The 24993-nt window shown below is 60.9% G+C and carries 24 protein-coding genes and 1 pseudogene; 16 read left to right on the top strand and 9 right to left on the bottom strand.

The features are described 5' to 3' along the window. The first annotated feature begins 157 nt into the window (after positions 1-157). The 5 genes from AO064_RS10325 to AO064_RS10345 all read left to right on the top strand — a co-directional run bounded on the left by AO064_RS10325 (position 158) and on the right by AO064_RS10345 (position 3952). Entirely contained in the window at positions 158-1066 is a 909-nt protein-coding gene (locus AO064_RS10325; protein ID WP_015886587.1) for a LysR substrate-binding domain-containing protein, read from the top strand. A gap of 331 nt (positions 1067-1397) precedes the next feature. After that, entirely contained in the window at positions 1398-1889 is a 492-nt protein-coding gene (gene purE, locus AO064_RS10330) for a 5-(carboxyamino)imidazole ribonucleotide mutase (RefSeq protein WP_003176980.1), read from the top strand. Positions 1890-1900: 11 nt separating this feature from the next. Next, positions 1901-2986 carry a 5-(carboxyamino)imidazole ribonucleotide synthase gene (locus tag AO064_RS10335; RefSeq protein WP_064053215.1) on the top strand — a complete coding sequence of 362 codons (1086 nt, stop codon included), beginning with the start codon at positions 1901-1903 and terminating at the stop codon, positions 2984-2986. Positions 2987-3091: 105 nt separating this feature from the next. Next, on the top strand, positions 3092-3337 hold the full coding sequence (locus AO064_RS10340; protein ID WP_015886585.1) for a GlsB/YeaQ/YmgE family stress response membrane protein: 246 nt from the start codon (positions 3092-3094) through the stop codon (positions 3335-3337). Positions 3338-3415: 78 nt separating this feature from the next. Further along, a complete protein-coding gene (locus AO064_RS10345; protein WP_017135795.1) occupies positions 3416-3952 on the top strand; it encodes a DUF3299 domain-containing protein in 537 nt (178 codons plus the stop codon). 122 nt (positions 3953-4074) lie between these two features. Here AO064_RS10345 and AO064_RS10350 read toward each other — a convergent pair whose 3' ends face one another. Next, complete coding sequence (locus AO064_RS10350) at positions 4075-4974, bottom strand: D-hexose-6-phosphate mutarotase (RefSeq protein ID WP_064053216.1); 900 nt, start codon at positions 4972-4974, stop codon at positions 4075-4077. 57 nt (positions 4975-5031) lie between these two features. Next, a complete protein-coding gene (locus AO064_RS10355; RefSeq protein ID WP_003176975.1) occupies positions 5032-5436 on the bottom strand; it encodes an acyl-CoA thioesterase in 405 nt (134 codons plus the stop codon). 406 nt (positions 5437-5842) lie between these two features. Between AO064_RS10355 and AO064_RS10360 the strand changes: the two genes are divergently transcribed. Further along, positions 5843-7132 carry an MFS transporter gene (locus AO064_RS10360; RefSeq protein WP_064053217.1) on the top strand — a complete coding sequence of 430 codons (1290 nt, stop codon included), beginning with the start codon at positions 5843-5845 and terminating at the stop codon, positions 7130-7132. Here the strand turns inward: AO064_RS10360 and AO064_RS10365 are convergent. Together AO064_RS10365 and AO064_RS10370 are read right to left on the bottom strand one after the other, a co-directional pair. Further along, complete coding sequence (locus AO064_RS10365) at positions 7129-7629, bottom strand: PIN domain-containing protein (RefSeq protein WP_064053218.1); 501 nt, start codon at positions 7627-7629, stop codon at positions 7129-7131. The two genes, AO064_RS10360 and AO064_RS10365, sit on opposite strands and share 4 nt — an antisense overlap. Further along, positions 7626-8660 carry a helix-turn-helix domain-containing protein gene (locus AO064_RS10370; RefSeq protein ID WP_064053219.1) on the bottom strand — a complete coding sequence of 345 codons (1035 nt, stop codon included), beginning with the start codon at positions 8658-8660 and terminating at the stop codon, positions 7626-7628. Before AO064_RS10370 ends, AO064_RS10365 begins: the two co-directional genes overlap by 4 nt. 307 nt (positions 8661-8967) lie before the next feature. On the opposite strand from AO064_RS10370, the gene AO064_RS10375 reads away from it, so the two are divergent. From AO064_RS10375 to AO064_RS10405, 7 genes are all read left to right on the top strand, one after another. Beyond that, on the top strand, positions 8968-9954 hold the full coding sequence (locus tag AO064_RS10375) for a phosphate ABC transporter substrate-binding protein PstS (RefSeq protein ID WP_015886581.1): 987 nt from the start codon (positions 8968-8970) through the stop codon (positions 9952-9954). Between the two features lie 384 nt (positions 9955-10338). Beyond that, positions 10339-12372 carry an ABC transporter permease subunit gene (locus AO064_RS10380; protein WP_183143936.1) on the top strand — a complete coding sequence of 678 codons (2034 nt, stop codon included), beginning with the start codon at positions 10339-10341 and terminating at the stop codon, positions 12370-12372. A 15-nt stretch (positions 12373-12387) separates the two neighbouring features. Further along, positions 12388-14058 (top strand): phosphate ABC transporter permease PstA, encoded by a 1671-nt coding sequence (gene pstA / locus AO064_RS10385; protein ID WP_064053221.1) that lies wholly within the window; start codon positions 12388-12390, stop codon positions 14056-14058. A gap of 67 nt (positions 14059-14125) precedes the next feature. Next, positions 14126-14959 (top strand): phosphate ABC transporter ATP-binding protein PstB, encoded by an 834-nt coding sequence (gene pstB / locus AO064_RS10390; protein WP_064053222.1) that lies wholly within the window; start codon positions 14126-14128, stop codon positions 14957-14959. Positions 14960-15029: 70 nt separating this feature from the next. After that, positions 15030-15791, top strand: a complete 762-nt coding sequence (phoU, locus tag AO064_RS10395) for a phosphate signaling complex protein PhoU (protein ID WP_015886577.1) — start codon at positions 15030-15032, stop codon at positions 15789-15791. Between the two features lie 166 nt (positions 15792-15957). Further along, a complete protein-coding gene (locus AO064_RS10400) occupies positions 15958-16869 on the top strand; it encodes a response regulator (protein ID WP_064053223.1) in 912 nt (303 codons plus the stop codon). A 103-nt stretch (positions 16870-16972) separates the two neighbouring features. Further along, entirely contained in the window at positions 16973-17635 is a 663-nt protein-coding gene (locus tag AO064_RS10405) for a peptidoglycan DD-metalloendopeptidase family protein (protein WP_015886575.1), read from the top strand. A gap of 3 nt (positions 17636-17638) precedes the next feature. Here AO064_RS10405 and AO064_RS10410 read toward each other — a convergent pair whose 3' ends face one another. The 3 genes from AO064_RS10410 to phoB form a co-directional block, all read right to left on the bottom strand. Further along, entirely contained in the window at positions 17639-18979 is a 1341-nt protein-coding gene (locus AO064_RS10410; protein WP_015886574.1) for a hemolysin family protein, read from the bottom strand. Positions 18980-19249: 270 nt separating this feature from the next. Further along, the gene (phoR, locus tag AO064_RS10415; protein WP_231809912.1) at positions 19250-20536 is read right to left on the bottom strand and encodes a phosphate regulon sensor histidine kinase PhoR; all 1287 of its coding nucleotides are present in this window, start codon (positions 20534-20536) and stop codon (positions 19250-19252) included. Positions 20537-20609: 73 nt separating this feature from the next. Beyond that, positions 20610-21299 carry a phosphate regulon transcriptional regulator PhoB gene (phoB, locus tag AO064_RS10420; RefSeq protein ID WP_003176964.1) on the bottom strand — a complete coding sequence of 230 codons (690 nt, stop codon included), beginning with the start codon at positions 21297-21299 and terminating at the stop codon, positions 20610-20612. Between the two features lie 155 nt (positions 21300-21454). Here phoB and AO064_RS10425 point away from each other — a divergent pair, with 155 nt between their 5' ends. Continuing rightward, entirely contained in the window at positions 21455-21832 is a 378-nt protein-coding gene (locus AO064_RS10425; protein ID WP_064053225.1) for a COG4315 family predicted lipoprotein, read from the top strand. 118 nt (positions 21833-21950) lie between these two features. On the opposite strand, the gene ubiA is transcribed toward AO064_RS10425, so the two are convergent. Both ubiA and AO064_RS10435 read right to left on the bottom strand, forming a co-directional pair. After that, complete coding sequence (gene ubiA / locus AO064_RS10430) at positions 21951-22841, bottom strand: 4-hydroxybenzoate octaprenyltransferase (protein ID WP_015886571.1); 891 nt, start codon at positions 22839-22841, stop codon at positions 21951-21953. Next, positions 22841-23404: a chorismate--pyruvate lyase family protein gene (locus AO064_RS10435; protein WP_064053226.1), complete on the bottom strand. Its 564-nt coding sequence runs from the start codon at positions 23402-23404 to the stop codon at positions 22841-22843. The genes ubiA and AO064_RS10435 overlap by 1 nt, the downstream gene beginning before the upstream one ends. 195 nt (positions 23405-23599) lie before the next feature. Between AO064_RS10435 and AO064_RS10440 the strand changes: the two genes are divergently transcribed. Together AO064_RS10440 and AO064_RS10445 are read left to right on the top strand one after the other, a co-directional pair. Continuing rightward, positions 23600-23767: a rubredoxin gene (locus AO064_RS10440; RefSeq protein ID WP_015886569.1), complete on the top strand. Its 168-nt coding sequence runs from the start codon at positions 23600-23602 to the stop codon at positions 23765-23767. Between the two features lie 37 nt (positions 23768-23804). Then, positions 23805-24931 (top strand): annotated as a pseudogene (locus AO064_RS10445) (NAD(P)/FAD-dependent oxidoreductase). The last annotated feature ends 62 nt before the right edge of the window (positions 24932-24993 follow it).

A 24993-nucleotide genomic window follows, 5' to 3' on the forward strand; every position in this document is an offset into this window, starting at 1 on the left:
CGGAACTGGCCGGAACGCTGCGAATGCTAGGCTTGTGGAAGTTTTTGGGCCAATGCTGTTAAACACTGGCCTATGCACAAACGGCATAATGTGAGTGTGACCCAGCTATGATGGCGGGCGTGTGTGCCAAAATGGTGCGTACCCGTGGGAGGACGTGATGAACCTTGAGAGCAAATGGCTGGAAGACTTCAGTGCCCTGGCAGCGACCCGCAGCTTTTCCCAGGCCGCCGAGCGACGCTTCGTCACCCAGCCGGCGTTCAGTCGACGTATCCGCAGCCTGGAAGCCGCGTTGGGCCTGACCCTGGTCAACCGCTCGCGTACGCCGGTAGAGCTGACGGCGGCGGGGCAGTTGTTTTTAGTCACGGCGCGCACCGTGGTGGAACAGCTCGGTGAAGTGCTGCGCCATTTGCACCACTTGGAAGGCGGGCAGGGCGAAGTCATGCAAGTGGCGGCGGCTCACTCGTTGGCGCTGGGCTTCTTCCCCCGCTGGATCGCACAACTGCGCAACGAAGGCCTGAACATTGCCACCCGCTTGGTCGCCACCAACGTCGGTGACGCCGTGCATGCCCTGCGCGAAGGGGGGTGTGACCTGATGCTGGCGTTCTACGACCCGGACGCCGCCATGCAGATGGACGCCGAGATCTTCCCGTCCCTGCACCTGGGCAACACCGAGATGCTCCCGGTGTGCGCCGCTGATGCCGACGGTAAACCGTTGTTTGACCTGGAAGGCGAGGGCAGTGTGCCGCTGCTGGCGTACAGCGCTGGCGCGTTCCTCGGCCGCTCGGTGCATTTACTGCTGCGCCAACGCGCCCTGCGTTTTACGACGGTTTATGAAACCGCCATGGCCGATAGCCTCAAGAGCATGGCCCTTGAAGGCCTGGGCATCGCCTGGGTACCGCAGTTGAGCGTGCGCGCCGAACTCGCTCGCGGAGAACTGGTTGTCTGCGGCGGTCCGCAATGGCATGTGCCATTGGAGATCCGCTTGTATCGCTGCGCGTTGGTGCGCAAGGCGAATGTGCGGTTGTTGTGGCGAAAACTGGAAGGTGGCGCGGCGCAAACCACCTGAGCCGAACACCGGGCAAATGTGGGAGGGGGCTCGCCCCCGATAGCGGTGTATCAGTGACAGATAAGTGCCTGACACACCGTCATCGGAAGCAAGCCCCCTCCCACAGGGTTTTGTGGTGATTTGGCTGACTCTTAAGTCAATAAAACCGCCGCTTTGCGCCACTGGACAGATGGTCATTCCAGGGGCTGTTTATCTGCATTATTACGGTATACTGCGCGGCCTTCGGCCGGTCCAACCGGCCTTAATTCGTACACCAAGCCACGCCGGATTTCCCGCGTGGCTTGTTGTTTTTTGACGCGCCTGTGGGCGCCCAGAGAGAAGAGGCACGACGATGAGTGCATTGGTTGGCGTGATCATGGGCTCCAAGTCCGATTGGTCCACCCTTAGCCACACCGCCGATATGCTGGAAAAACTCGGCATTCCCTACGAAGTGAAAGTGGTCTCCGCCCACCGCACTCCGGATTTGCTGTTCCAGTATGCCGATGAAGCAGAATCCCGTGGCATCGAGGTGATCATCGCCGGTGCCGGTGGTGCAGCGCACCTGCCAGGTATGTGTGCGGCCAAGACCCACCTGCCGGTGCTCGGCGTGCCGGTGCAGTCGGCGATGCTCTCGGGCGTGGACTCGCTGTTGTCCATCGTGCAGATGCCGGCGGGCATTCCGGTGGCGACCCTGGCGATCGGCAAGGCCGGTGCTATTAACGCAGCTTTGCTGTCCGCCAGCATCCTGGGCGCCAAGCACCCGCAGTTTCACGCGGTGCTGAAAAAATTCCGTGCTGAACAGACAGACAGCGTGCTGGACAATCCAGACCCACGTATCGCCTGAGGTTGTTGACGATGAAAATCGGTGTAATCGGTGGCGGCCAACTGGGTCGCATGCTGGCCCTGGCCGGAACCCCGCTGGGAATGAACTTCGCTTTCCTGGACCCGGCGCCGGACGCCTGCGCGGCCGCGCTGGGTGAGCATCTGCGCGCTGACTACAGTGACCCGGACCACCTGCGCCAACTGGCCGACGAAGTCGACCTGGTCACCTTCGAGTTCGAAAGCGTCCCGGCCGAAACCGTTGCGTTCCTGTCGCAGTTCGTACCGGTGTACCCAAGCGCCGAAGCCTTGCGCATCGCCCGCGACCGCTGGTTCGAAAAGAGCATGTTCAAGGACCTGGGCATCCCGACCCCGGCCTTCGCCGATATCCAGTCCCAGGCAGACCTGGACGCTGCAGTCGCCAGCATCGGCCTGCCGGCCGTGCTGAAAACCCGCACCTTGGGTTATGACGGCAAGGGCCAGAAAGTCCTGCGCACGGCTGCCGATGTGGTCGGCACCTTCGCCGAGCTGGGCAGCGTCGCCTGCCTGTTGGAAGGCTTCGTGCCGTTCACCGGCGAAGTCTCGCTGATCGCCGTGCGTGCCCGTGATGGCGAAACCCGCTTCTACCCGTTGGTGCACAACACCCACGACAGCGGCATCCTCAAGCTGTCCGTGGCCAGCACCGACCACCCGCTGCAGGCCTTGGCCGAAGACTATTCCAGCCGTGTGCTCAAGCAACTGGATTACGTCGGCGTGATGGCGTTCGAGTTCTTTGAAGTCGACGGTGGCCTCAAGGCCAACGAAATCGCCCCGCGCGTGCACAACTCCGGGCATTGGACCACCGAAGGCGCCGAGTGCAGCCAGTTCGAAAACCACCTGCGGGCGGTGGCGGGCTTGCCATTGGGCTCCACGGCCAAGGTCGGCGAGAGCGCCATGCTCAATTTCATCGGTGTGGTACCGCCAGTGGAAAAAGTCATCGCCATCGACGACTGCCATCTGCATCACTACGGCAAGGCCTTCAAGGCCGGGCGCAAGGTCGGCCACGCCAACCTGCGTTGCAAGGACCGCGCGACCCTGCAAGCGCAGGTCCTCAAGGTCGAGGCGCTGATCGCCGAGCAATAAGCCTGGACTCGGCGGGAACCATTCGGTGACCGCCATCCTCTGATTGCAGGATGCCAAAGCCTGACTAGGCTTTGGCATAGCTCAATTCAATCAGAGGGAAATGCCATGGGTATCATCGGAACCATCTTTATCGGCTTGATCGTCGGCCTGCTGGCGCGTTTCCTGAAGCCAGGCGACGACAGCATGGGCTGGATCATGACCATCCTGCTGGGTATCGCAGGTTCCTTGGTCGCCACCTACGGTGGGCAGGCCCTGGGCATCTACCAGGCAGGTCAAGGCGCAGGCTTCCTCGGTGCGCTGATCGGCGCCATCGTGCTGCTGGTGATCTACGGCCTGCTGCGAAAAAAATGATTTAGCGTCACGGCCCTCTGCGCCGCGCAGGCGCAGGGGGCTAGAATGCCGACACTGTTAACCTTGTCGAGCCTCTCCATGCGCCGTCTTCTGTTTACGCTCCTATTACTAGGCTCTGGCCTGGCCCACGCCGGCGAACTGCCGGAAACCGATTGGCTTGACCTGATGCCGCTGTCGGATCAAAAAGCCCTCGAAGCCATGCCCGAGATCGACCACAACTCCCCCGAAGCCCAAGGCACGTTCACCGACAAAGGTGGCCTGAAGCAGAGCAAAGGCTTGCCGGCGGTGATGTACTCCACCAAGACCGTAGCCGCCATGAATGGCAAGAACATCCGAATTGGCGGCTATCCAGTACCGTTGGAGACCGACGCCAAGGGTCGCAGCACCCTGTTTTTCCTGGTGCCGTACCCAGGCGCCTGCATCCACGTGCCGCCTCCGCCACCTAACCAGTTGGTGCTGGTGCGCTATCCCAAGGGGTTGAAGCTGGACGACATCTACACGCCGCTGTGGGTCACGGGCACGTTGAAGGTGGAGAAGGTCAATAACGATCTGGCCGATGCGGCGTATGCGCTGGATGCGGGGAAAGTGCGGGTGGTAAAGGAATCCGATCTTTAAAGGGCAACATATAACCAATGTGGGAGGGGGCTTGCCCCCGATAGCAGTGGATCAGTCAGCACATTTGCTACTGATAGACAGCGATCGGGGGCAAGCCCCCTCCCACATTTTGATCGGCGTTCCTACAGGGCGACAGCGGTGATGCTCACGCCCAAGGTGTGGCTTTCACCTGGGGCCAGGCTCACCACATCATCCAGCACATTCGCCGTCTCGATGCACAGCATGCCCTGCCAGCCATCGTCGGCCATGTCGTCGAACGCCTTGGCGCGTTCGGTCCAGGGGTTCCAGATCACGGTCGATTTCGAGCCCTCGGCAGTGAGCTGAATGCGGCGCTGCCAGTCTTTATCGACAATAGCCAGCTGGGACGGCGTGTCGAGGTAGATGCGGTCGGTTTCGGCGGTGAAGTGCAGCAGACCGGATTGCGTTTTCTCGGTCCAACCGTCGGCGGTGTCGATATAGGTCCCACCGTCCAGCCCTTCGACCTGCACGTTACGTACATCGCTGACGGCGAAGTAAGTGTGCAGCGCCTGGCTGAGTGTCACTGTCTCGGTACCACGGTTATGGCTGGTCAGGCGGATATGCAGTTGGTCGTCCAGCAGCAGGCTCAGGTTCAGGTCGACCTGATGGGGCCAGTCGGGGAAGCCGCCTGCGGGAACCGGTAGTTGCAGGTCCACCCGCAGCGCTTCGCCTTCGAGTGTGGTGTCAGCTAATTCCCACAATGCTGTACGCACAAAGCCGTGAGCACCGGCCGGCTGCTCGCTCTGGCGCATTGCCTTAACGCTCTGCGGGTTACGGTCAAACACGCCAAACCACGGCCAGCACACCGGTACGCCGGTACGAATGCCTTTGCCTTTCTTGAACATCGCCTCAGGGTTCGGCCAAATCAGCGGCTGCTCGCCCTCGCGCCCGTAACTGAATATATGTGCGCCCTGCTGGGCAATCATCAGCTCGGCGCCGTTGTGGCGGATGCGCCAGCAGTCCAGTTCGTCGATCTTTACGGTCTCAACGTGGGGCGTAGGCATAACAGACACTCTTAATGGCAGGCAATGGGGCAATTGACCGTCAAAAACCCGCGAGGTTTAACGCGCGCGTGAAGGCACGGAACGCGTGCGGCCGCTGCCATCGATAGCGACGAATACAAACACCGCCTCTGTCACCTTGCGCCATTCGCTGGACAGCGGGTCGTCGCTCCACACTTCGACCATCATCTGGATCGAGCTGCGGCCGATTTCCAGGGCCTGGGTATAGAAGGACAATTGCGCGCCCACTGCCACCGGCACCAGGAACGCCATGCGATCAATAGCCACGGTGGCCACGCGACCACCTGCCACCTTGCTGGCCATGGCGGTGCCGGCCAAGTCCATCTGGGCGACCAGCCAGCCGCCGAAGATATCGCCGAAACCGTTGGTTTCACGCGGCAGTGCGGTGATTTGCAGGGCGAGGTCGCCTTGCGGGATAGGATCTTCTTGTTCGAGTTCGATCATGCCGAGGGGCCTCTGACCCGTGACGCTTCATGGGTATTTCAAGTGGATAGCCGTCTTCGAAAAAAACGTTTCAGCACCAACATACACCGCGTGATGCGTTTCTCGTAAGGCGTACTAAAGGGAAACTCTGCCAAATCGGCTGGACGGCACCCAACGACGTTTTGGCACAGCAGCCCCTCAAGACTGCGGGTCTTGCGCTTGCAAGGGCCGAGTATATCGAGACCCTGGCGCCACGACGACCTCCCGGCGCTCATTTGGTCGGTAAATAGGCGCTGTATCGCGGCTTTTGCGCGCAACTGTTCTCCTGGCGCTGTGCTTTTACAAGCGATTTGCTATCTTGCCAGACCGCCGCAAGTCCCGGGCGTGCCGTCCTTATCAAGCTGACTACTATAAGAGAAGCCTTGCCATGTCCTCCGTGCCCGCAAGCAGTGCGCAACCGTCGCGCCCGCTGACCCGCAACGACTACAAAACCCTGTCGCTGTCTGCCTTGGGCGGGGCGCTGGAGTTTTATGATTTCATCATCTTCGTGTTTTTCGCCACCGTGGTCGGAAAACTCTTCTTCCCCGTCGACATGCCCGAATGGCTGCGCATGATGCAGACCTTTGGCATCTTCGCCGCCGGTTACCTGGCACGCCCGCTGGGCGGCATCATCATGGCGCACTTCGGTGACCTGCTGGGCCGCAAGAAGATGTTCACCCTGAGCATCTTCATGATGGCCGTGCCGACCCTGATCATGGGCCTGCTACCAACCTACGCGCAGATCGGCCTGTGGGCGCCAGTCCTGTTGCTGCTGATGCGCATCATCCAGGGCGCGGCCATCGGGGGTGAAGTCCCGGGCGCCTGGGTGTTTGTTTCAGAGCACGTACCGCCACGCCACATCGGCTACGCCTGCGGCACGCTGACCAGCGGCCTGACCGCCGGGATCCTGCTGGGATCGCTGGTGGCCACTGCGATCAACACGCTTTATAGCCCGGAGCAGGTCTCGGATTACGCCTGGCGTATCCCGTTCCTGCTCGGCGGTGTGTTTGGCCTGCTGTCGGTGTACCTGCGCCGCTGGCTGCATGAAACCCCGATCTTCGCCGAGATGCAGCAGCGCAAGACCCTGGCCGCCGAGCTGCCATTGCGCGCCGTGCTGCGTGATCACCGCGGCGCCATCGTGTTGTCGATGCTGCTGACCTGGTTGCTTTCGGCCGGCGTCGTCGTGGTCATCCTGATGACCCCGACCGTGCTGCAGACGGTTTATCACTTCAGCCCGACCGTTGCGCTGCAAGCCAACAGCCTGGCCATCGTCACCTTGAGCCTGGGCTGCATCGCCTCCGGCGCATTGGCCGACCGCTTTGGTGCTGGCCGCGTGCTGGTGGCCGGTTGCGCGCTGTTGCTCGCGACTTCCTGGACGCTTTACCACAGCCTCTTTGCACATCCTGACTGGTTGTTCCCGCTGTACACCTTGACCGGCTTGTTCGTGGGCACCATCGGCGTGGTGCCGTATGTAATGGTCAAGGCCTTCCCGCCGGTAGTGCGCTTCAGTGGCTTGTCGTTCTCCTACAACGTGGCCTACGCCGTGTTCGGCGGCCTGACGCCGTTGGCGGTGTCGCTGCTGATGAAGGAAAGCCCGATGGGCCCGGCCTACTACGTAGCTGCCCTGTGTGTGATGGGGATGGCAGTGGGCGGGTATCTGTGGAAGCGTTCCCGCTAATCCTGATCAGGCTCTCGCCAACGTGAGAGCCTGCTTTCGCATTCCGCTCCTGGCAATCTCGCGCCGTGCCAAAGCATATTTTCCAGGGCTTGCGCAGCGACTGACGAGGTGATTGTGTGGTGCTCGATCATGAGGTCCAGTAGCCAGAGGGCACCACGTACTTGGATGCCGTCTTTCTGCGCCTGGCGACGTAGTTTCCCATCACCTGTCAGCAATGGCCTGCCAGTGGTAAGAGCCAACAAATAGCAGGACACATCGGCCATTGAGCTGTTGCAATGCTCAATTTTCAAATTGAGTAATTTTTGTACATCTCTTTCATCAAACGACTCAACCAAAAGGCCCTGGGCGAGCAACTCGTCGTGGAAGATGTCTTCCAACTCATATAGAACGAAGTCGGTACAGCAGAGGCTAAAGGGCAGTTTGAACATCTGTTCCAGCAGTCCGGCATTTCTGAAGTCGATCCAGATATTCGTATCGCTGATATAGATCAGGCTCATGCACTCTCCAGTGCCGTCAGAGGTCTTCGCAGTAACTCCGCGGCACGGGACCTGGTTATCAACTCTTCCGCCAACGCCCAGAACACCAAGGATTCGAAGCGCTGCGGTGGTTTGCAGGGGAGTGGCTCGGGTTCAGCCTTGCGCCAACCATGAGTGCTGAATTGGATGGTGAGCAGTTTGTAGCCGGTATCACCTACCAGGTCGAGATCTTTGAGGCGGCGCAATGCGGCATGCATTGAAATTCCGTACTGACGCTTGGCGATCAGTAGTTCCTGGGTATGAATTCTCGAGCGAGGGCGGCTACCAAAATCACGGGTAACGGCATCAGCTGGATAAAGAAAGGCGCCGGCGAAACGATGACAGCAGTTCTCTTTTTCGCGTTCTGGCATTTCTTCGGGCAATTGCATGACCCAATGTCCCAACTCATGGGCTGCAGTAAAACGAATGCGTTCACCCGGACGCTGGGCGTTCAAGGCAATCAGGACATGTTCGCCGTCACGGGTGGAGACGCAGGCGCCATCAAAATCATCCGGACCCTCCAGCATCACTACCTTGATGCCATGTTTTTCCAGTTGTTCGGTCAGGTGGGCGATCGGATCGCCGCCTATCCCCCAATATTTTCGTAGTTCGTCAGCCGCTATCTCAGCTTCTTCTATGGAGGACACGGGCAATAAATACGCTGGGGTTCTAGCGGTCTGGATATCCAACGGCTCGAAGCATCCTTCAAGGGCGATGTAGCGTTCCAGGTGCTCGCGGACCTGCTCTTCGACTTGCACTTGGCGGTACTGAGGCATTTTGGCCAGTTTGCGAAACTCCAGTGGAGCCAGTGGCAAGGCTTCAGGACGAAAAAAATACTCCGGGCTCACTTCCAGTGCCTTGGCCAATTGCAGGAGGCGCCTGGAGTTGGGAGTGCTCAATCCTTTCTCATATTTGCTCAAGCCTTGTTTGGTGATATCACCTAGCTGGAGCGCCAGAGCCTCGAGTGACAGGCCTCTTAGCAGCCTTGCGCGGCGAATTCGGTCATTGATCATAAAAGCCTCCTTGGGTTGACAAGGCTATGCCTAACTACATTTTTGTCAACCTTAGGTGAGGTGTTGCGGCTCAAGCCTGGATGCGCTGGCAGGTTAGGGGCCGCACTTCCGAGCGGCAACCTTAAAGGGATGTCGGAAAAGTCCGAGCTGGCTCTTGAACCACAATTCTGAATGCTCCCCACTTAATGGCAGATTCCCGTCCAATAGTGGCCTTTCATCTAACTGTCACATTCCAGACATAGAGTGTTCACACGGCCTCCCGATACTTGGCCCCGATCCAACTATCCCTATCTGCTAGGAGCAAGGCATGAAACTGAAACGTTTGATGGCGGCAATGACTTTTGTCGCTGCTGGCGTTGCGACCGCCAACGCGGTGGCCGCTGGTGTTGATCCGGCAATCCCGGCTTACGTTAAGACCACTGGTGTGTCGGGCAACTTGTCCAGCGTCGGTTCCGATACCCTGGCTAACCTGATGACCCTGTGGGCCGAGGGTTACAAAAAGGAATACCCGAACGTCAACATTCAGATTCAAGCTGCCGGCTCCGCTACCGCGCCACCTGCGCTGACTGAAGGCACCTCCAACCTGGGCCCGATGAGCCGCAAGATGAAGGACACCGAACTGGCGGCCTTCGAGCAGAAGTACGGCTACAAGCCAACCGCTATCCCAGTCGCCGTGGATGCCCTGGCGGTATTCGTGCACAAGGACAACCCGATCCAGCACCTGACCATGGAACAAGTCGACGCGATCTTCTCTTCGACTCGTCTGTGCGGCGCTAAAGCCGACGTGAAAACCTGGGGCGACCTGGGTGTGACCGGCGACCTGGCCAACAAGCCGGTGCAGTTGTTCGGTCGTAACTCGGTATCCGGCACCTACGGCTACTTCAAAGAAGAAGCCCTGTGCAAAGGCGACTACAAGCCAAACGTGAACGAACAACCAGGCTCGGCTTCGGTCGTGCAGTCGATCAGCTCCTCGCTGAACGGCATCGGTTACTCGGGCATCGGCTACAAGACCGCCAGCGTGAAGACCGTGGCCCTGGCCAAGAAAGGCAGCACTGACTTCATCGAAGACACCGAAGAAAACGCCCTGAACGGCAAATACCCGCTGTCGCGTTTCCTCTACGTGTACGTCAACAAAGCCCCGAACAAGCCGCTGGCTCCGCTGGAAGCTGAGTTCGTGAAGCTTGTGCTGTCGAAGCAGGGCCAGGAAGTTGTGGTGAAAGACGGCTACATCCCACTGCCAGCCAAAGTCGCCGCCAAGGCCCTGGCTGACCTGGGTCTGAAAGAAGGCAACTGATTGCCTTTGCGGAGCCGGCCTGCCGGCTCCGCACCCGAATTTTCTAGTCCGCTGCCAGCCCTGCTTCGCGGCGGATTTGTTGCGTCACTGCACTGTCATCTTTCTGTCATACAGGATCGCTAGGGTGTGCGCATGAATGATCTGGCCAATTCCACCATGACGACGACTTCTCCCCCCAAGCGCATTGACTTCAATACGCCTGAGCTGCAACGCAAGCGCCGCATTCGCGCGCTCAAGGATCGCCTCACCCGTTGGTATGTGCTGGTCGGCGGCCTCGCCGTCCTCGGCGCCATCACTCTGATTTTCTTCTTCCTGGCCTATGTCGTCGCGCCGTTGTTCCAGGGCGCCTCGCTGACCAAGGAAGATGCGCTGACGCCCGCATGGATGCAGGACGCCGGCAAGCCGCTATTGATCTCGCTCGAAGAACAGAACCAAGTCGCCATGCGGGTTTCCGACAAGGGCCAGGCGTTGTTCTTTGATGTGACGACCGGTGCCGAACTCAAGCGTGTCGACCTGCCGCTCCCGGCTGGCGCGACTGTCGTCTCTATAGGTGAAGACCAGCCGGGCAGCCCGCTGGTGATCCTCGGCTTGTCCAACGGCCAGTCCCTGGTGTTCCGCCATACCTATAAGGTGTCCTACCCGGACGGCAAGAAAACCATCTCTCCGGCGATCGAATACCCCTACGGTGAAACACCGATCGTGCTGGATGACGCTGGCCGCCCGCTGGAGCACGTCGCCCTCAACGCCACTGACACCTCGCTGGTGATTGCAGGCTCGGCCGGTTCGTACCTGAACGTGCTGACCTTGAGCCGCGAAGAAAACATGATGACCGGCGAAGTCACCAGCGAGCAGAAGCGTGTCGAGCTGCCGCAAATGACCGAGCCGGTGAAGGCGATCTTTATCGACCCGCGCCAGCAATGGCTGTATGTGATCAACGGCCGCGCCCTCGCCGATGTGTTCAGCCTGCGCGACAAGAGCCTCAACGGTCGCTACAAACTGCTGGAAGACGGTAACGCCGAAGTCACCGCCAGTACGCAATTGGTGGGCGGTATCTCGTTGATCATTGGTAACTCCAAAGGCGGCCTGGCCCAGTGGTTCATGGCCCGTGATCCGGATGGCGAGCAGCGCTTCAAACAGATCCGTACTTTCCAGATGGGCACTACGCCCATCATTGAAATCTCCGCCGAAGAGCGCCGCAAAGGCTTCACCGCCCTCGACGCTTCCGGCAAGTTCGGCGTGTTCCACAGCACCGCCCACCGCACCCTGCTGGTGGACCCGGTGGTCGACGGCCAGGGCGTGTACGGCATGTCGCCGCGGGCCAACCGTGTGATTGTGGAAGCCGGCGGCAAGCTGCAACCGTTGCTGCTCGACAACCCGCACCCGGAAGTGTCCTGGAGCGCGCTGTGGAGCAAGGTCTGGTACGAAAACTACGACGAGCCCAAGTACGTCTGGCAATCGACCGCCGCCAACACCGACTTCGAACCCAAGATGAGCCTGGCCCCGCTGACCTTCGGTACCCTGAAGGCCGCGTTCTACGCCATGCTGCTGGCTGCGCCACTGGCCGTTGCCGCCGCGATTTACACCGCCTACTTCATGGCCCCGAGCCTGCGCCGCAAGGTCAAGCCGGTGATCGAATTGATGGAAGCGATGCCGACGGTCATCCTCGGCTTCTTCGCCGGGCTGTTCCTGGCGCCGTATGTCGAGGGGCATCTACCGGGCATTTTCAGCCTGCTGATGCTGTTGCCGATTGGCATCCTGGTGGCCGGCTTTGTGTTCAGCCGTTTGCCTGAGTCGATCCGCTTGCGGGTGCCGGATGGCTGGGAAAGCGCGATCCTGATCCCGGTGATCCTGTTCGTGGGTTGGCTCTCGCTGTACATGAGCCCGTACCTTGAAACCTGGTTCTTCGGCGGCGACATGCGCATGTGGATCTCCCACGACCTCGGCATCACCTACGACCAGCGCAATGCTCTGGTGGTCGGTTTGGCCATGGGTTTTGCGGTGATCCCGAACATCTACTCGATCGCCGAAGACGCCGTGTTCAGTGTGCCGCGTGGCCTGACCCTGGGCTCCCTGGCCCTCGGCGCCACGCCGTGGCAGACCATGACCCGCGTGGTCATCCTCACCGCCAGCCCGGGGATTTTCTCGGCGCTGATGATCGGCATGGGCCGCGCCGTCGGCGAGACCATGATCGTGTTGATGGCCACCGGTAACACCCCGGTGATGGAGATGAACCTGTTCGAGGGCCTGCGCACGCTGGCGGCGAACGTCGCGGTGGAAATGCCGGAATCGGAAGTCGGTGGCAGCCACTACCGCGTGCTGTTCCTTTCGGCGCTGGTGCTGCTGCTATTCACCTTCATCATGAACACCCTCGCCGAGCTGATCCGTCAGCGTCTGCGCAAGAAATACTCGTCGCTTTAAGAAAGGTAGAAGTCTGTGAAACAGAACTCCCTGAATGGATGGTTCAAGAGCGGCGCCCCCGGCGTCTGGATCAGCGGTGGCGCGGTGTCCATCGCGGTCATCATGACCATTGGTTTGCTGGCCGTGATTGCGGTACGTGGCCTGGGCCACTTCTGGCCGGCCGACCTGATCCAGGCCAACTACAACGTACCGGGCCAGGAAAACCATATCGTCATCGGCGAAGTAGTGCAGAAAGAAGAAGTGCCGCGCGAGCGCCTGAAAAGCGCTGGCCTGCCGGTGCCGGACCAAGGCCCGGAGTTCATGACCCGCGAGCTGATCAAGGTCGGTAACCGCGACCTGAACGGCAACGACTTCACCTGGATCGTCGGCGAGTGGCTCAAGGACCAGACCACGCCTGCGAACCTGATGACCATCGAGCGGCGTGAGTGGGGCAATTTCTACGGCACCCTGGTCAACGTGAAGCAGGACGGCAAGGTGATCGCCGAAGGCGAGGCCGCGTGGCCGGAACTGCAGGCCCGCGTCGACCGTGTGAACAAGCTGGCCGCCCAGCTCAAGAGCCTGGAAAAATCCGACATCGGCGCGATCAACGCCGGCCTGGAGCGTATCCGCCTGCATGGCCGCAAACTGGAACTGGAAGGCAAGCTCGACGCCGCCGCCCAGGCCGACATGGACGCTGACCGCGCCGAATTGAATGCCCGTTACCAGGACATCGAAGCGCGCCTGGCCGACCTGCACGCCCAGTTCAACCGTGATGCTTTGACCGCTCGCGATGGCAACGGCAAGGAAATTGAAATCGGCATCGGCAAAGTGGTGCACGCCTACCAGCCTAACGCCATGGGCACGATGACCAAGATCGGTTTCTACGTCAGCAAGGTCTGGGAATTCCTCAGCGACGACCCACGCGAAGCCAACACCGAAGGCGGGATCTTCCCGGCCATCTTTGGCACCGTGATGATGACCCTGATCATGGCGATGATCGTGACCCCGTTCGGCGTGCTGGCAGCGGTTTACCTGCGTGAATACGCCAAGCAGAACACCCTGACACGCATCATCCGTATCGCCGTGAACAACCTGGCCGGCGTACCGGCCATCGTCTACGGCGTGTTCGGCCTGGGTTTCTTCGTGTATGTATTGGGTGGCTCGGTTGACCGCCTGTTCTTCGCCGAGGCCCTGCCGGCCCCGACCTTCGGTACCCCGGGCCTGCTGTGGGCCTCGCTGACCCTGGCGCTGCTGGCGGTGCCGGTGGTGATCGTGGCCACCGAAGAAGGCCTGGCGCGGATTCCCCGCACCGTGCGCGAAGGTTCCCTGGCACTCGGCGCGACCAAGGCGGAAACGCTGTGGAAAATCGTGCTGCCGATGGCCAGCCCGGCGATGATGACCGGCATGATCCTCGCCGTGGCCCGCGCCGCCGGTGAAGTGGCGCCGCTGATGTTGGTGGGCGTGGTGAAACTGGCGCCGTCGCTGCCGCTGGACGGTAACTACCCGTACCTGCACCTGGACCAGAAGATCATGCACCTGGGCTTCCATATTTACGACGTCGGCTTCCAGAGCCCCAACGTCGAAGCCGCACGGCCGCTGGTGTACGCCACTGCCTTGCTGCTGGTGCTGGTGATCGCCACGCTCAACTTGTCGGCGGTGTGGATCCGTAACCACCTGCGCGAAAAATACAAAGCGCTAGACAGCTAAAGCTTTTCAATGTGGGAGGGGGCTTGCCCCCTCCCACACACAAAATTGGTAGCACAGGGAGCCTCCCATGCAACATGACACCCATTCCCACGGCATCAACATGTCTGCCCTGGGTCGCGACAAGCAGAGCCTGAGCCTGGCCCAGGAAACCGTGGCCATCGAAGTGCCGTGCCTGAGCCTGTACTACGGTGAAAAGCAGGCGCTGTTCGACGTCAGCATGAACATCCCCAAGCAGCGCGTGACCGCCTTTATCGGCCCGTCGGGCTGCGGTAAGTCCACGCTGCTGCGCACCTTTAACCGCATGAACGACCTGGTGGACGGTTGCCGCGTCGACGGTGCCATCAACCTCTACGGCACCAACATCTACCGCAAGGGCGAAGACGTGGCTGAGCTGCGTCGCCGGGTGGGCATGGTGTTCCAGAAGCCCAACCCGTTCCCCAAGACCATCTACGAAAACGTGGTCTATGGCCTGCGTATCCAGGGCATCAACAAAAAACGCATCCTCGACGAAGCGGTGGAGTGGGCCCTCAAGGGCGCGGCCCTGTGGGACGAGGTCAAGGACCGCCTGCACGAATCGGCGCTCGGCCTGTCCGGCGGCCAGCAGCAGCGTCTGGTGATCGCCCGTACCATCGCGGTGGAACCGGAAGTGCTGTTGCTCGACGAGCCCTGCTCGGCCCTCGACCCGATCTCGACGCTGAAAGTCGAAGAGCTGATCTACGAGCTCAAGTCCAAGTTCACCATCGTCATCGTGACCCACAACATGCAACAGGCGGCGCGGGTTTCCGACTACACCGCGTTCATGTACATGGGCAAGCTGGTGGAATTCGGCGACACCGATACCCTGTTCACCAATCCGGCGAAGAAGCAGACCGAAGACTACATCACCGGTCGCTACGGCTAGGAAGCTGTGGTTCTGATTGCACTGACGCTGCGGTTCTCCGCACCTTACCGGACGCTCCAAGGACGCCAACATGATTAGCAAAGAAGGCCTTACCCACCACATCTCCGCGCAGTTCAACGCCGAGCTCGAGGAAGTGCGCAGCCACCTCCTGGCGATGGGCGGGTTGGTGGAGAAGCAAGTCAACGACGCTGTGACTGCGCTGATCGAGGCCGACTCGGGCCTGGCCCAGCAAGTGCGCGAGATCGACGACCAGATCAACCAGATGGAACGCAACATCGACGAAGAATGCCTGCGCATTCTTGCGCGTCGCCAGCCGGCGGCGTCTGACCTGCGGTTGATCATCAGCATCTCCAAGTCGGTGATTGACCTGGAGCGCATCGGCGACGAAGCCACCAAGATCGCCCGCCGTGCCATTCAGCTGTGCGAAGAAGGCGAAGCGCCGCGCGGTTACGTGGAAGTGCGCCATATCGGCGATCAGGTGCGCAACATGGTGCGCGATGCCCTCGATGCATTCGCGCGTTTTGACGCCGAACTGGCGTTGTCGGTGGCCCAGTACGACAAGGTCATCGACCGCGAATACAAGACCGCCCTGCGTGAGCTGGCGACCTACATGATGGAAGACCCGCGCTCTATCTCGCGGGTCTTGAGCATCATCTGGGTGCTGCGCTCCCTGGAGCGGATCGGCGACCACGCGCGTAATATCTCGGAACTGGTGATCTACCTGGTGCGCGGCACCGACGTACGGCACATGGGCCTCAAGCGCATGAAGGCTGAAGTTGAAGGTTCGGTTGATCAAATCCCTAATGTTCCGGGCGAATCTGACGATAAGTAAGTTGCCCGAGAAATTAACGCCCGGCCTCTGGCCGGGCGTTTTCGTTTGTGGCGCCTGACTTTTTCAGGTCGGGTAAAAGAAAGTCCGAACGTGACTGCAGAGTTTTTGGCAAAATGCCATCAGTCAGGCGTTTTGCGTGCCGAAGTTTTTATAGGATGAAGGGTCGATGAGTAAAGTCAGTGTATTGGTGGTGGATGACGCCTCGTTTATCCGCGACCTGGTGAAGAAGTGCCTGCGCAACTACTTCCCTGGGATCAAGCTTGAAGACGCGGTGAACGGCAAAAAGGCCCAGGCCATCCTGATGCGCGAGACCTTCGACCTGGTGCTGTGCGACTGGGAAATGCCGGAGATGTCCGGGCTTGAGCTGTTGACCTGGTGCCGCGAGCAACCTCACCTCAAAGCCATGCCGTTCGTGATGGTGACCAGCCGTGGCGACAAGGAAAACGTGGTCCAGGCCATCCAGGCCGGGGTTTCCGGCTACGTCAGCAAACCGTTCACCAACGAGCAGTTGCTGAACAAGGTCAAGCAGGCCCTGCACAAGATCGGCCGCCTCGACGCCCTGGTCGCCAGTGCACCGACCAAAATGAATTCGGCCTTTGGCAACGATTCCCTCAGCGCCCTGACCGGCGGCAAGCCCGAAGTGGCACGAGCAGCGCCGGTTGCGGCAGCCGCGCCTGCGCTCAACAAAGGCTTGCTCAACAGCCCGCCGGTGCAAGCGGCGACGACGGCTGCGCCGGCAGGAGGGCGTGGCCAGGGCCAATTGCGCCTGTCCAGCGGTACCCAGCAATGCGTGATCAAGGCGCTGAGCATCAAGGAAGCGCTGCTGGTGGTGCGTCGCGGCGAAGTCCTGCCTCAGGTACTGGAAAGCGCCGTGCTCGACCTGGAACAAGGCGACAACGCCGAAGTGGCCCGTCTCAACGGCTACCTGCACGCCATCGTTGCCTTCGAACCCAAGCCTGACAGCGATTGGCTGCAACTGACCTTCCGGTTTATCGACCAGGATGCGCAGAAGCTCGATTACATCTCCCGCCTGATCGCGCGGGGTACGGCGCAGAAGCATTTTGTGCCGGGTGCCTGATTTGTCGTGAGCGGGCTTGCCCCGCGCGGGGCAAGCCCGCTCACGACAGACTGTAACGATTGCTTGCTAATCTCCCGTCCGGTCATATCGGCAGGTTTACGCCATGCTCATGCGCTTATTGCTGTGTTGCGGGCTGGCAACGGTCGCCACTTCGACCCAGGCCATGACCCTCTACAAATCCACCGATGCCAATGGCGTGGTGTTTTTCAGCGACCGGCAAACCCCTGGCGCCCAGGCGTTCGTGATCCAGGAGCGCAAGGTCGAACGGCCCATACTCGATAGGCCGAAATCCCGTTACGTACCCCAGGCCTACCGCTACCCCTTGCCGTGGCGCGGCGGCCCGTTCCGCATGACACAGGGCCCCAACGGCACCTTCAGCCATACCGACGCCAAAAGCCGCTACGCCATGGACATCGCCATGCCCGAAGGCACGCCGATCATCGCCGCACGCAGCGGCATGGTGGTGAAAACCGAAAACGAGCAAGCCGGGCGGGGCAACGATGCGTCAGGGAATTTTGTGCGGGTGCGTCACGATGACGGTACCGAGGGCGTGTACCTGCACCTCAAGCAAGGCTCGGTCAGTGTCAGGGTTGGACAGCGTGTCGCGGTAGGAAGCCCGCTGGCGTTGTCGGGCAATACCGGCAACAGCAGCGGGCCGCATCTGCATTTTGTGGTGCAGCGCGCCACTGAGGCGGGATTGGTGTCGATCCCGTACGAGTTCAACCAACCCGTCGGTGCATTGCCCAATTTTGCATTGGGCAATTGACGGTCAATCCAGCAGCAGGACCTTGGCCAATACGATCTTCGGCCCTTTCATCTTTTTGATGATGATCCGCAAACCTTCAACCTCCAGCACCTCTTCCTCTTCCGGCACGCGCTTGAGGGTGTCGTAGATCAGGCCGGCCAGGGTTTCGGCCTCGATGTGGTCCAGGTCCACTCCCAGCAGGCGTTCGACCTTGAACAGCGGGGTGTCGCCACGCACCAGCAGCTTGCCCGGCTGGTAGGCCAGGATGCCGCGCTCGGCCTTGCGGTGTTCGTCCTGGATATCGCCCACCAGGACTTCCAACACGTCTTCCATGGTGAGGTAGCCGATGATCTTGCCGTCGGCTTCTTCCACCAGGGCGAAATGCGCGCCGCCTTTGCGGAACTGCTCCAGCAATTGCGACAACGGCATGTGCCGCGACACACGCTCAAGCGGGCGAGTCAGCTCGGCCAAGTTGAACGACTCAGGAATATGGTCCAGGGCCGCCAGTTCCAGCAGCAGGTCCTTGATGTGCAAAAGGCCCACGAACTCGTTGCGTACTGCGTCATACACCGGGTAACGGCTGAATTTGTGGCGACGGAACAGCGCGAGGATTTCCTTGAGCGGGGCGTTGAAATCCAGGGTGACCAGGTCTTCCCGGGAGTTGGCCCAGTCCACCACTTCCAGCTCGCCCATTTCCACGGCGGAGGCGAGTACCCGCATGCCTTGGTCGCTCGGGTCCTGGCCCCGGCTGGAGTGCAGGATCAGCTTGAGTTCTTCGCGGCTGTAATGGTGTTCGTGGTGCGGGCCAGGCTCGCCTTGGCCGGCGATGCGCAGGATGGCGTTGGCGCTGGCGTTGAGCAGGTAGATCGCCGGGTACATGGCCCAGTAGAACAAGTACAGCGGCACCGCCGTCCACAGCGACAGCAGTTCGGGTTTGCGAATGGCCCAGGACTTGGGCGCCAGTTCACCGACCACGATGTGCAGGTAGGAAATCACGAAGAACGCGGCGAAGAACGACACGCCCTTGATCACTTCCGGCGACTCGACACCCGCGGCGCCCAGCAGCGGCTCGAGGATGTGCGCAAACGCCGGCTCACCGACCCAGCCCAGGCCCAGGGAGGCGAGGGTGATACCCAGCTGGCAGGCCGACAGGTAAGCGTCGAGCTGGCTGTGCACGGTGCGCAGGATCTGCCCGCGCCAGCCGTTGGTATGGGCGATGGCCTCTACCCGCGTGGAGCGCAGTTTGACCATGGCAAATTCCGCCGCAACGAAGAAACCGTTGAGCAGTACCAGGACCAGTGCAAAAAGAATCATGCCGAAGTCGGCGAAGAGTGTAGCGAGGGTGATGCCAGGGGAAGGGTCCATGATGGGGTTTTGCAGGTTCCGTGTGTTCAATAAGAGGTGACGAAAGGGCCTGAAAGACAGGCGCAAGTCGGCCAATGTAGCGGCTGACGGGGCGCTTGCCTAGTGCCCGCTGCCGGGTGGGGCCTGGAATGCGCTTTCCAAAACCATGCAGATCCAACTGTGGGAGGGGGCTTGCTCCCGATAGCGGTGGGTCAGTAATAGATCAATCAACAGATACACCGCTATCGGGAGCAAGCCCCCTCCCACATTTAATGCTGAGTTGTTTATGGGTTATTCGTCTATGCCGATTGCCCGCGAACGGCTCACCTGAGTCGGAGGAAAATGGCAGGTGAACGTACTGCCATGCCCCAGCACACTGCTGATTTCCAGGCGTGCACGGTGGCGCAGCAGCACATGCTTGACGATCGCCAGGCCAAGCCCGGTGCCGCCGGTGTTGGAGTTGCGGCTGGAGTCGACGCGGTAGAACCGCTCGGTCAGGCGCGGCAGGTGCTTGGCGTCGATGCCGATGCCGGAGTCTTGCACGCTCAAGTGTGCGCCCTGTTCATCGGCCCACCAGCGGATGCGGATATTGCCTTTGTCCTGGGTGTACTTGACCGCGTTGAACACCAGGTTGGAAAACGCGCTGCGCAACTCACCTTCGCTGCCTTTGAGCAGGACGGTCGGGTCGGCTTCCAGGGTGATCTGCTGCCCACGTTGGCCGGAGAGGGCCTGGGCGTCGTTCTTGATGGTCTGCAACAGGCTCTGCACCGCCACCGGGTGGTTATCCGACGGGTAGTCGGTGGCCTCCAGCTTGGCCAGCAACAGCAGGTCGTTGAGCAGTGTCTGCATGCGTGAGCCTTGCTGCTGCATTTGCTGCAGGGCGCGGCTCCAGCGCGGGTTGATCTCGTCGACGTTGTCCAGCAGCGTCTCCAGGTAACCGCAGATCACCGTCAAGGGCGTACGCAGTTCGTGGGAAACGTTGGCGACGAAGTCCTTGCGCATCTGTTCCAGCTGGTGAATGCGGGTGACGTCGCGTACCAGCATCAGGTGCTCATTGTTGCCGTAGCGCGTCAGGTACAGCTGGATGCGTACGCGGTCATTGGTGGGCGAGGGGATTTCCAGGGCCTCTTCGTAGTTCTCCTGTTCGAAGTACTCCTTGAAGCGTGGGTGGCGCACCAGGTTGGTCACCGGCTGGCCGCTGTCCTGGGGCGTCTTGAGGCCCAGCAGGGTCTCGGCGGCGCGGTTCCACCATTCCAGGTTGCCGTCGCTGTCGAGCATGATCACCGCGTCCTTGAGCGCGGCGGTCGACTCCTGCACCCGGTCGATCACCGCTTGCAGGCGCCCGCGCACCCGTTGGTCGCGGCGTTGCAGGTGGTAGATGCTGTCGAACACCTCGCCCCACAGGCCGTAGCCGTCGGGAGGTGCTTCGTCGGGTTTGTGCTGGCGCAGCCATTCATGCAGGCGCAGCAATTGCTTGAGGGTCCAGCCCAGGTACACGGCGATACCGACGGCCAGGCTCCAGCCGTAGTAACCACTGACCAAGCCGACCAACAAGCAGCCGGTGATCAGCAAAAGCATGTGGCGGATCAGGGTGCCATGCCAGTTTTGATTCACTTGAACATGCGTCCTTGTCAGCGGTTAAGTCAGGCTCTCAGCCTTTGGTGGAGAAGCGGTAGCCAGTGCCGCGCACGGTTTGTACCAGATTCTCGTAGGCATCGCCCAAGGCTTTGCGCAGACGGCGGATATGCACGTCGACGGTGCGCTCTTCCACATACACGTTGCCGCCCCACACCTGGTCCAGCAATTGGCCGCGGGTATAGGCGCGCTCCTGGTGGGTCATGAAGAACTGCAGCAGGCGGTATTCGGTCGGGCCCATCTCGGCCGGCTTGCCGTCGATGGTCACGCGGTGGCTGATCGGGTCCAGCAGCAGGCCGCCGACTTCGATGGGGGCTTCGCCATCGGTCGGCCCGGCACGGCGCAGTACGGCCTTCAGACGCGCAACCAGCTCCCGTGGGGAAAACGGCTTGGTGATGTAGTCATCCGCGCCGACTTCCAGGCCCTGGATCTTGTTGTCCTCTTCGCCCTTGGCGGTGAGCATGATGATCGGGATGTCCCCGGTCAGCTCGTCCCGCTTGAGACGGCGGGCCAGCTCGATGCCGGAGGTGCCGGGCAGCATCCAGTCCAGCAGGATCAGGTCCGGCTTGCGGTCGACGATAATGGCATGGGCCTGCTGGGAGTTCTCCGCCTCCAGGCAGTCATAGCCGGCCATTTCCAACGCAACGGCGATCATCTCGCGGATGGGCGCTTCGTCGTCAACAATCAGAATGCTCCTGCCAACCATGCTCAAAAATCCTCTTGTCATTTAACTGTCTTGCGCCGCATTAGATAACGGAATTATTGCAGTCGTGTGACAGTAATTTAGTCGCTCGGGCAATTTGCGCCTCTCTGGGCTACGCTTTGGGTCCGAATCCTGACAACCACAAAAGGAAGGTTCCGATGACGTACAGCACAATTTCCTGGAAAGCCCTGCTGGTAACGGCGGCGTTGACGCTGCCGACCCTGGCGTTCGCGGCAGAGCCGGCGATGACTCAAGGCGGGATGCTGGTCGACCACAAGGGCATGACCCTTTATACCTTCGATAAGGATGCCGACGGCAAGTCAGTGTGCAAGGACCAGTGCGCGACCAACTGGCCGCCGTTGAAGGCGGAGTCCACTGACAAGTCGATGGGCAAATGGACGGTTATCACCCGCGACGACCAGACCAGCCAGTGGGCCTATGGCGGCAAGCCGGTCTACACCTACAAGGATGATAAAAAGGCCGGTGACAAGACCGGTGATGGCAAGGGTGGCGCTTGGCATGTGATCAAGCCTTGAGCCTGCGGCGCCGCTGAGACCTTCGCCAGCAAGCCCGCTCCCACATTTGAATGCATTCCAAATGTGGGAGGGGGCTACACCCCGATGGCGTCAGCCCAGTCACCCCAAATAACAGCACCTAGCGAAATGCGTAATCCGCCACAATCCCGACAAATATCGCCAACCCGGCCCAGTGGTTGTGCAAAAACGCCTTGAAGCACTTCATCCGATCCTTGTCCCGGGTGTACCAGAATTCCCAGGCAAAACAGCCCGCCGCCGCCAGCAACCCCAGGTGGAACCACCCGCCCAGCTCAAATCGCGCCCCCGCCAATAGCAGGCACACCAGCGACAGGCCTTGCAGAGTAAGAATGATCACGCGATCGGCATCGCCAAACAGAATGGCCGTGGACTTCACGCCGATCTTCAAGTCGTCATCGCGGTCGGTCATGGCGTAATAGGTGTCGTAGCCCACCGTCCACAGCAGGTTGGCGATGTATAGCAGCCATGCGGTCGCGGGCAAATCACCGGTCTCGGCGGTGAACGCCATCGGCATGCCCCACGAGAATGCCGCCCCCAACACCACCTGCGGGTAATAGGTGTAGCGCTTCATGAACGGGTAACTCGCCGCCAACGCCAAACCACCCAGGGACAACAGGATGGTGGTGGCGTTGGTCAACAGCACCAGCAGGAAGCTGATGCCCATCAGCACTGCGAAAAACACCAGCGCCTCTTTCGAACTGATCTTGCCGCTCACCAGCGGGCGCTGTTCGGTGCGTTTTACGTGGCCGTCGACCTTACGGTCGGCCCAGTCATTGATCACGCAGCCGCCGGCCCGGGTCAGCACCACGCCCAACACAAAAATCACGATATTGATTAAAGAGGGCGACCCCTTGCCCGCGATCCACAGCGCCCACAGCGTCGGCCACAGCAGCAGATAGATGCCGATGGGCTTGTCCATGCGGGTCAACTGAACGAAATCCCAGGCCCTGGGGTTCAGGTGGTTAAGGGATTTGAGCAGACGTTGGTACATCAGCAGTTCTCCGGATGAGCGTGCAGTGCGTGCCAGAAGCTGGGCAAAAAGATCTCCGCGACCAGCACGCTCAGCGGCCCGCGATCGAAGCGTGAGCGGCGCCCCCACAGCCCGTCGACCTGATCGGCCGTGGGCAACCAGTGCCGTGGGTAATGACACACCTCGATGGCCTGGCGCGTGAAGGCTTGGTCGCAGAACAGCAACTCGCCCAGCGAGCGGCTGCCCAGTTCATCCATATGCAAGCCGTCGCCCTGCAAGGCGCTGCGCGCCGCGACACTGCGCGCGAACACCCACGGTTGGCCATTGCCGCGCAAATACACCTCGCGCACCCAACCGATGCTGGACGGCGCCAGCGCCAGGGCAGCACATTCGTCATCGCGCAGCGGCTGCCAGCCTTCGAACAGTGGCGTCACGCTGAAACCGTCATTGGACAGCCACGTCAGCCGCCGCGTCAGCGAGTCTTCGTTGAACAGCCAATTGAGGGTCAAAGGCGCGGGCGCAGGGGTCAGAAGGCTCTGGATCAGCCATTGGCAAGCATCGGTAGGGACGATTGAGTGCGGCACGGTGAGTCAGTATTGGCAGCAAAAGAGGCGGCGAGCTTACCATGGCGTCCTGGGTGTTTGCCGGACTGAACCGGCTGCTTGCGTCGATCGTGCTTGCATCTGCCGGCCCCGATCAGTACAAAACGCCCTGAGCCGTACGGCAACGCGGGTCTATCGACCGTCGGCCAAGATGCCTGGACCCTGAGGAAGCAAGTAATGAAGAAGTGGCAATGTGTAGTCTGTGGCCTGATCTATGACGAAAAAGACGGCTGGCCGGATGACGGAATTCTGCCTGGTACTCGTTGGGAGGACGTCCCGGAAGACTGGCTGTGCCCGGACTGCGGCGTGGGCAAAATGGATTTCGAAATGATCGAAATCGGCTAATTTTCGGTTTTCAGATAAGTACTACAAGGAGAAAGGAATGAACGCACCTGTCGTGATCATCGGCACAGGATTGGCCGGTTACAACGTGGCCCGGGAGTTTCGCAAGCTCGACAGCGAGACCCCATTGCTGCTGATCACCGCGGATGACGGGCGCTCCTACTCCAAGCCCATGCTCTCCACCGGCTTTGGCAAGAACAAGGAAGCCGATGGCCTGAGCATGGCTGAACCCGGCGCCATGGCCGAGCAACTCAAGGCCGAAGTGCGTACCCACACCCGCGTCAGCGGCATCGACCCCGGCCATAAGCGCCTGTGGATCGGCGAGGAGGCGGTGGTTTACCGTGACCTGATCCTGGCCTGGGGCGCAGAAACCGTGCGGGTACCGGTTGAAGGCGATGCGGCTGAACTGATTTTCCCGATCAACGACCTCGAAGACTACGCCCGCTTTCGTGCCGCCGCTGCCGGTAAGCGCCGCGTGCTGCTGCTCGGTGCCGGCCTGATCGGCTGCGAGTTCGCCAACGACCTGATCCTTGGCGGTTATGAAATCGACCTGGTGGCGCCGTGCGAGCAGGTCATGCCGACCCTGCTGCACCCGGCGGCCGCCGCTGCAGTACAGGCCGGTCTGGAAGGCCTCGGCGCGCGCTTCCACCNCAGCGCACCGATGATGGCCTGGAAGCGCATCTGTCGGACGGTGAAGTGATCGCCTGCGACCTGGTGGTCTCCGCCATCGGCCTGCGCCCACGTGTCGACCTGGCCGCTGCTGCAGGCCTGCAGACCAACCGGGGGATCATGGTGGACCGCCACCTCAAGACCTCCCACGCCAACATCTACGCCCTGGGCGACTGCGCCGAGGTCGACGGCTTGAACCTGCTGTACGTGATGCCACTGATGAGCTGCGCCCGCGCCCTGGCCCAGACCCTGGCCGGCAACGCTACGGCGGTCAGCTACGGGCCGATGCCGGTGACCGTCAAGACGCCGGTCTGCCCGTTGGTGGTCTCGCCACCGCCACGCGGCACCGAAGGCGTGTGGAGCGTGGAAGGCGAGGGCGCCGACATCAAGGCCCTGTGCCGCGACGCCAGTGGCCGCCTGCTGGGGTATGCACTGACCGGCACTGCGGTGATGGAAAAACTGGCCCTCAATAAAGAACTTCCGCCATTGCTGGCGTAAATACCGGTCGTTCTGTCGGAATAAGCACGTTTTTCCCCTTAGAAAGGTCGCCGCGAGACTGG

It is taken from the genome of Pseudomonas marginalis (assembly GCF_001645105.1).
Classification (GTDB): Bacteria; Pseudomonadota; Gammaproteobacteria; order Pseudomonadales; family Pseudomonadaceae; genus Aquipseudomonas; species Aquipseudomonas petroselini.

Bases quoted from the DNA above. Each gene is read 5' to 3' on its own strand.
- AO064_RS10325 (WP_015886587.1), top strand. From the start codon at position 158: ATGAACCTTGAGAGCAAATGGCTGGAAGACTTCAGTGCCCTGGCAGCG.
- purE (WP_003176980.1), top strand. From the start codon at position 1,398: ATGAGTGCATTGGTTGGCGTGATCATGGGCTCCAAGTCCGATTGGTCC.
- AO064_RS10335 (WP_064053215.1), top strand. From the start codon at position 1,901: ATGAAAATCGGTGTAATCGGTGGCGGCCAACTGGGTCGCATGCTGGCC.
- AO064_RS10340 (WP_015886585.1), top strand. From the start codon at position 3,092: ATGGGTATCATCGGAACCATCTTTATCGGCTTGATCGTCGGCCTGCTG.
- AO064_RS10345 (WP_017135795.1), top strand. From the start codon at position 3,416: ATGCGCCGTCTTCTGTTTACGCTCCTATTACTAGGCTCTGGCCTGGCC.
- AO064_RS10350 (WP_064053216.1), bottom strand. From the start codon at position 4,974: ATGCCTACGCCCCACGTTGAGACCGTAAAGATCGACGAACTGGACTGC.
- AO064_RS10355 (WP_003176975.1), bottom strand. From the start codon at position 5,436: ATGATCGAACTCGAACAAGAAGATCCTATCCCGCAAGGCGACCTCGCC.
- AO064_RS10360 (WP_064053217.1), top strand. From the start codon at position 5,843: ATGTCCTCCGTGCCCGCAAGCAGTGCGCAACCGTCGCGCCCGCTGACC.
- AO064_RS10365 (WP_064053218.1), bottom strand. From the start codon at position 7,629: ATGAGCCTGATCTATATCAGCGATACGAATATCTGGATCGACTTCAGA.
- AO064_RS10370 (WP_064053219.1), bottom strand. From the start codon at position 8,660: ATGATCAATGACCGAATTCGCCGCGCAAGGCTGCTAAGAGGCCTGTCA.
- AO064_RS10375 (WP_015886581.1), top strand. From the start codon at position 8,968: ATGAAACTGAAACGTTTGATGGCGGCAATGACTTTTGTCGCTGCTGGC.
- AO064_RS10380 (WP_183143936.1), top strand. From the start codon at position 10,339: ATGCAGGACGCCGGCAAGCCGCTATTGATCTCGCTCGAAGAACAGAAC.
- pstB (WP_064053222.1), top strand. From the start codon at position 14,126: ATGCAACATGACACCCATTCCCACGGCATCAACATGTCTGCCCTGGGT.
- phoU (WP_015886577.1), top strand. From the start codon at position 15,030: ATGATTAGCAAAGAAGGCCTTACCCACCACATCTCCGCGCAGTTCAAC.
- AO064_RS10400 (WP_064053223.1), top strand. From the start codon at position 15,958: ATGAGTAAAGTCAGTGTATTGGTGGTGGATGACGCCTCGTTTATCCGC.
- AO064_RS10405 (WP_015886575.1), top strand. From the start codon at position 16,973: ATGCTCATGCGCTTATTGCTGTGTTGCGGGCTGGCAACGGTCGCCACT.
- AO064_RS10410 (WP_015886574.1), bottom strand. From the start codon at position 18,979: ATGGACCCTTCCCCTGGCATCACCCTCGCTACACTCTTCGCCGACTTC.
- phoR (WP_231809912.1), bottom strand. From the start codon at position 20,536: ATGCTTTTGCTGATCACCGGCTGCTTGTTGGTCGGCTTGGTCAGTGGT.
- phoB (WP_003176964.1), bottom strand. From the start codon at position 21,299: ATGGTTGGCAGGAGCATTCTGATTGTTGACGACGAAGCGCCCATCCGC.
- AO064_RS10425 (WP_064053225.1), top strand. From the start codon at position 21,455: ATGACGTACAGCACAATTTCCTGGAAAGCCCTGCTGGTAACGGCGGCG.
- ubiA (WP_015886571.1), bottom strand. From the start codon at position 22,841: ATGTACCAACGTCTGCTCAAATCCCTTAACCACCTGAACCCCAGGGCC.
- AO064_RS10440 (WP_015886569.1), top strand. From the start codon at position 23,600: ATGAAGAAGTGGCAATGTGTAGTCTGTGGCCTGATCTATGACGAAAAA.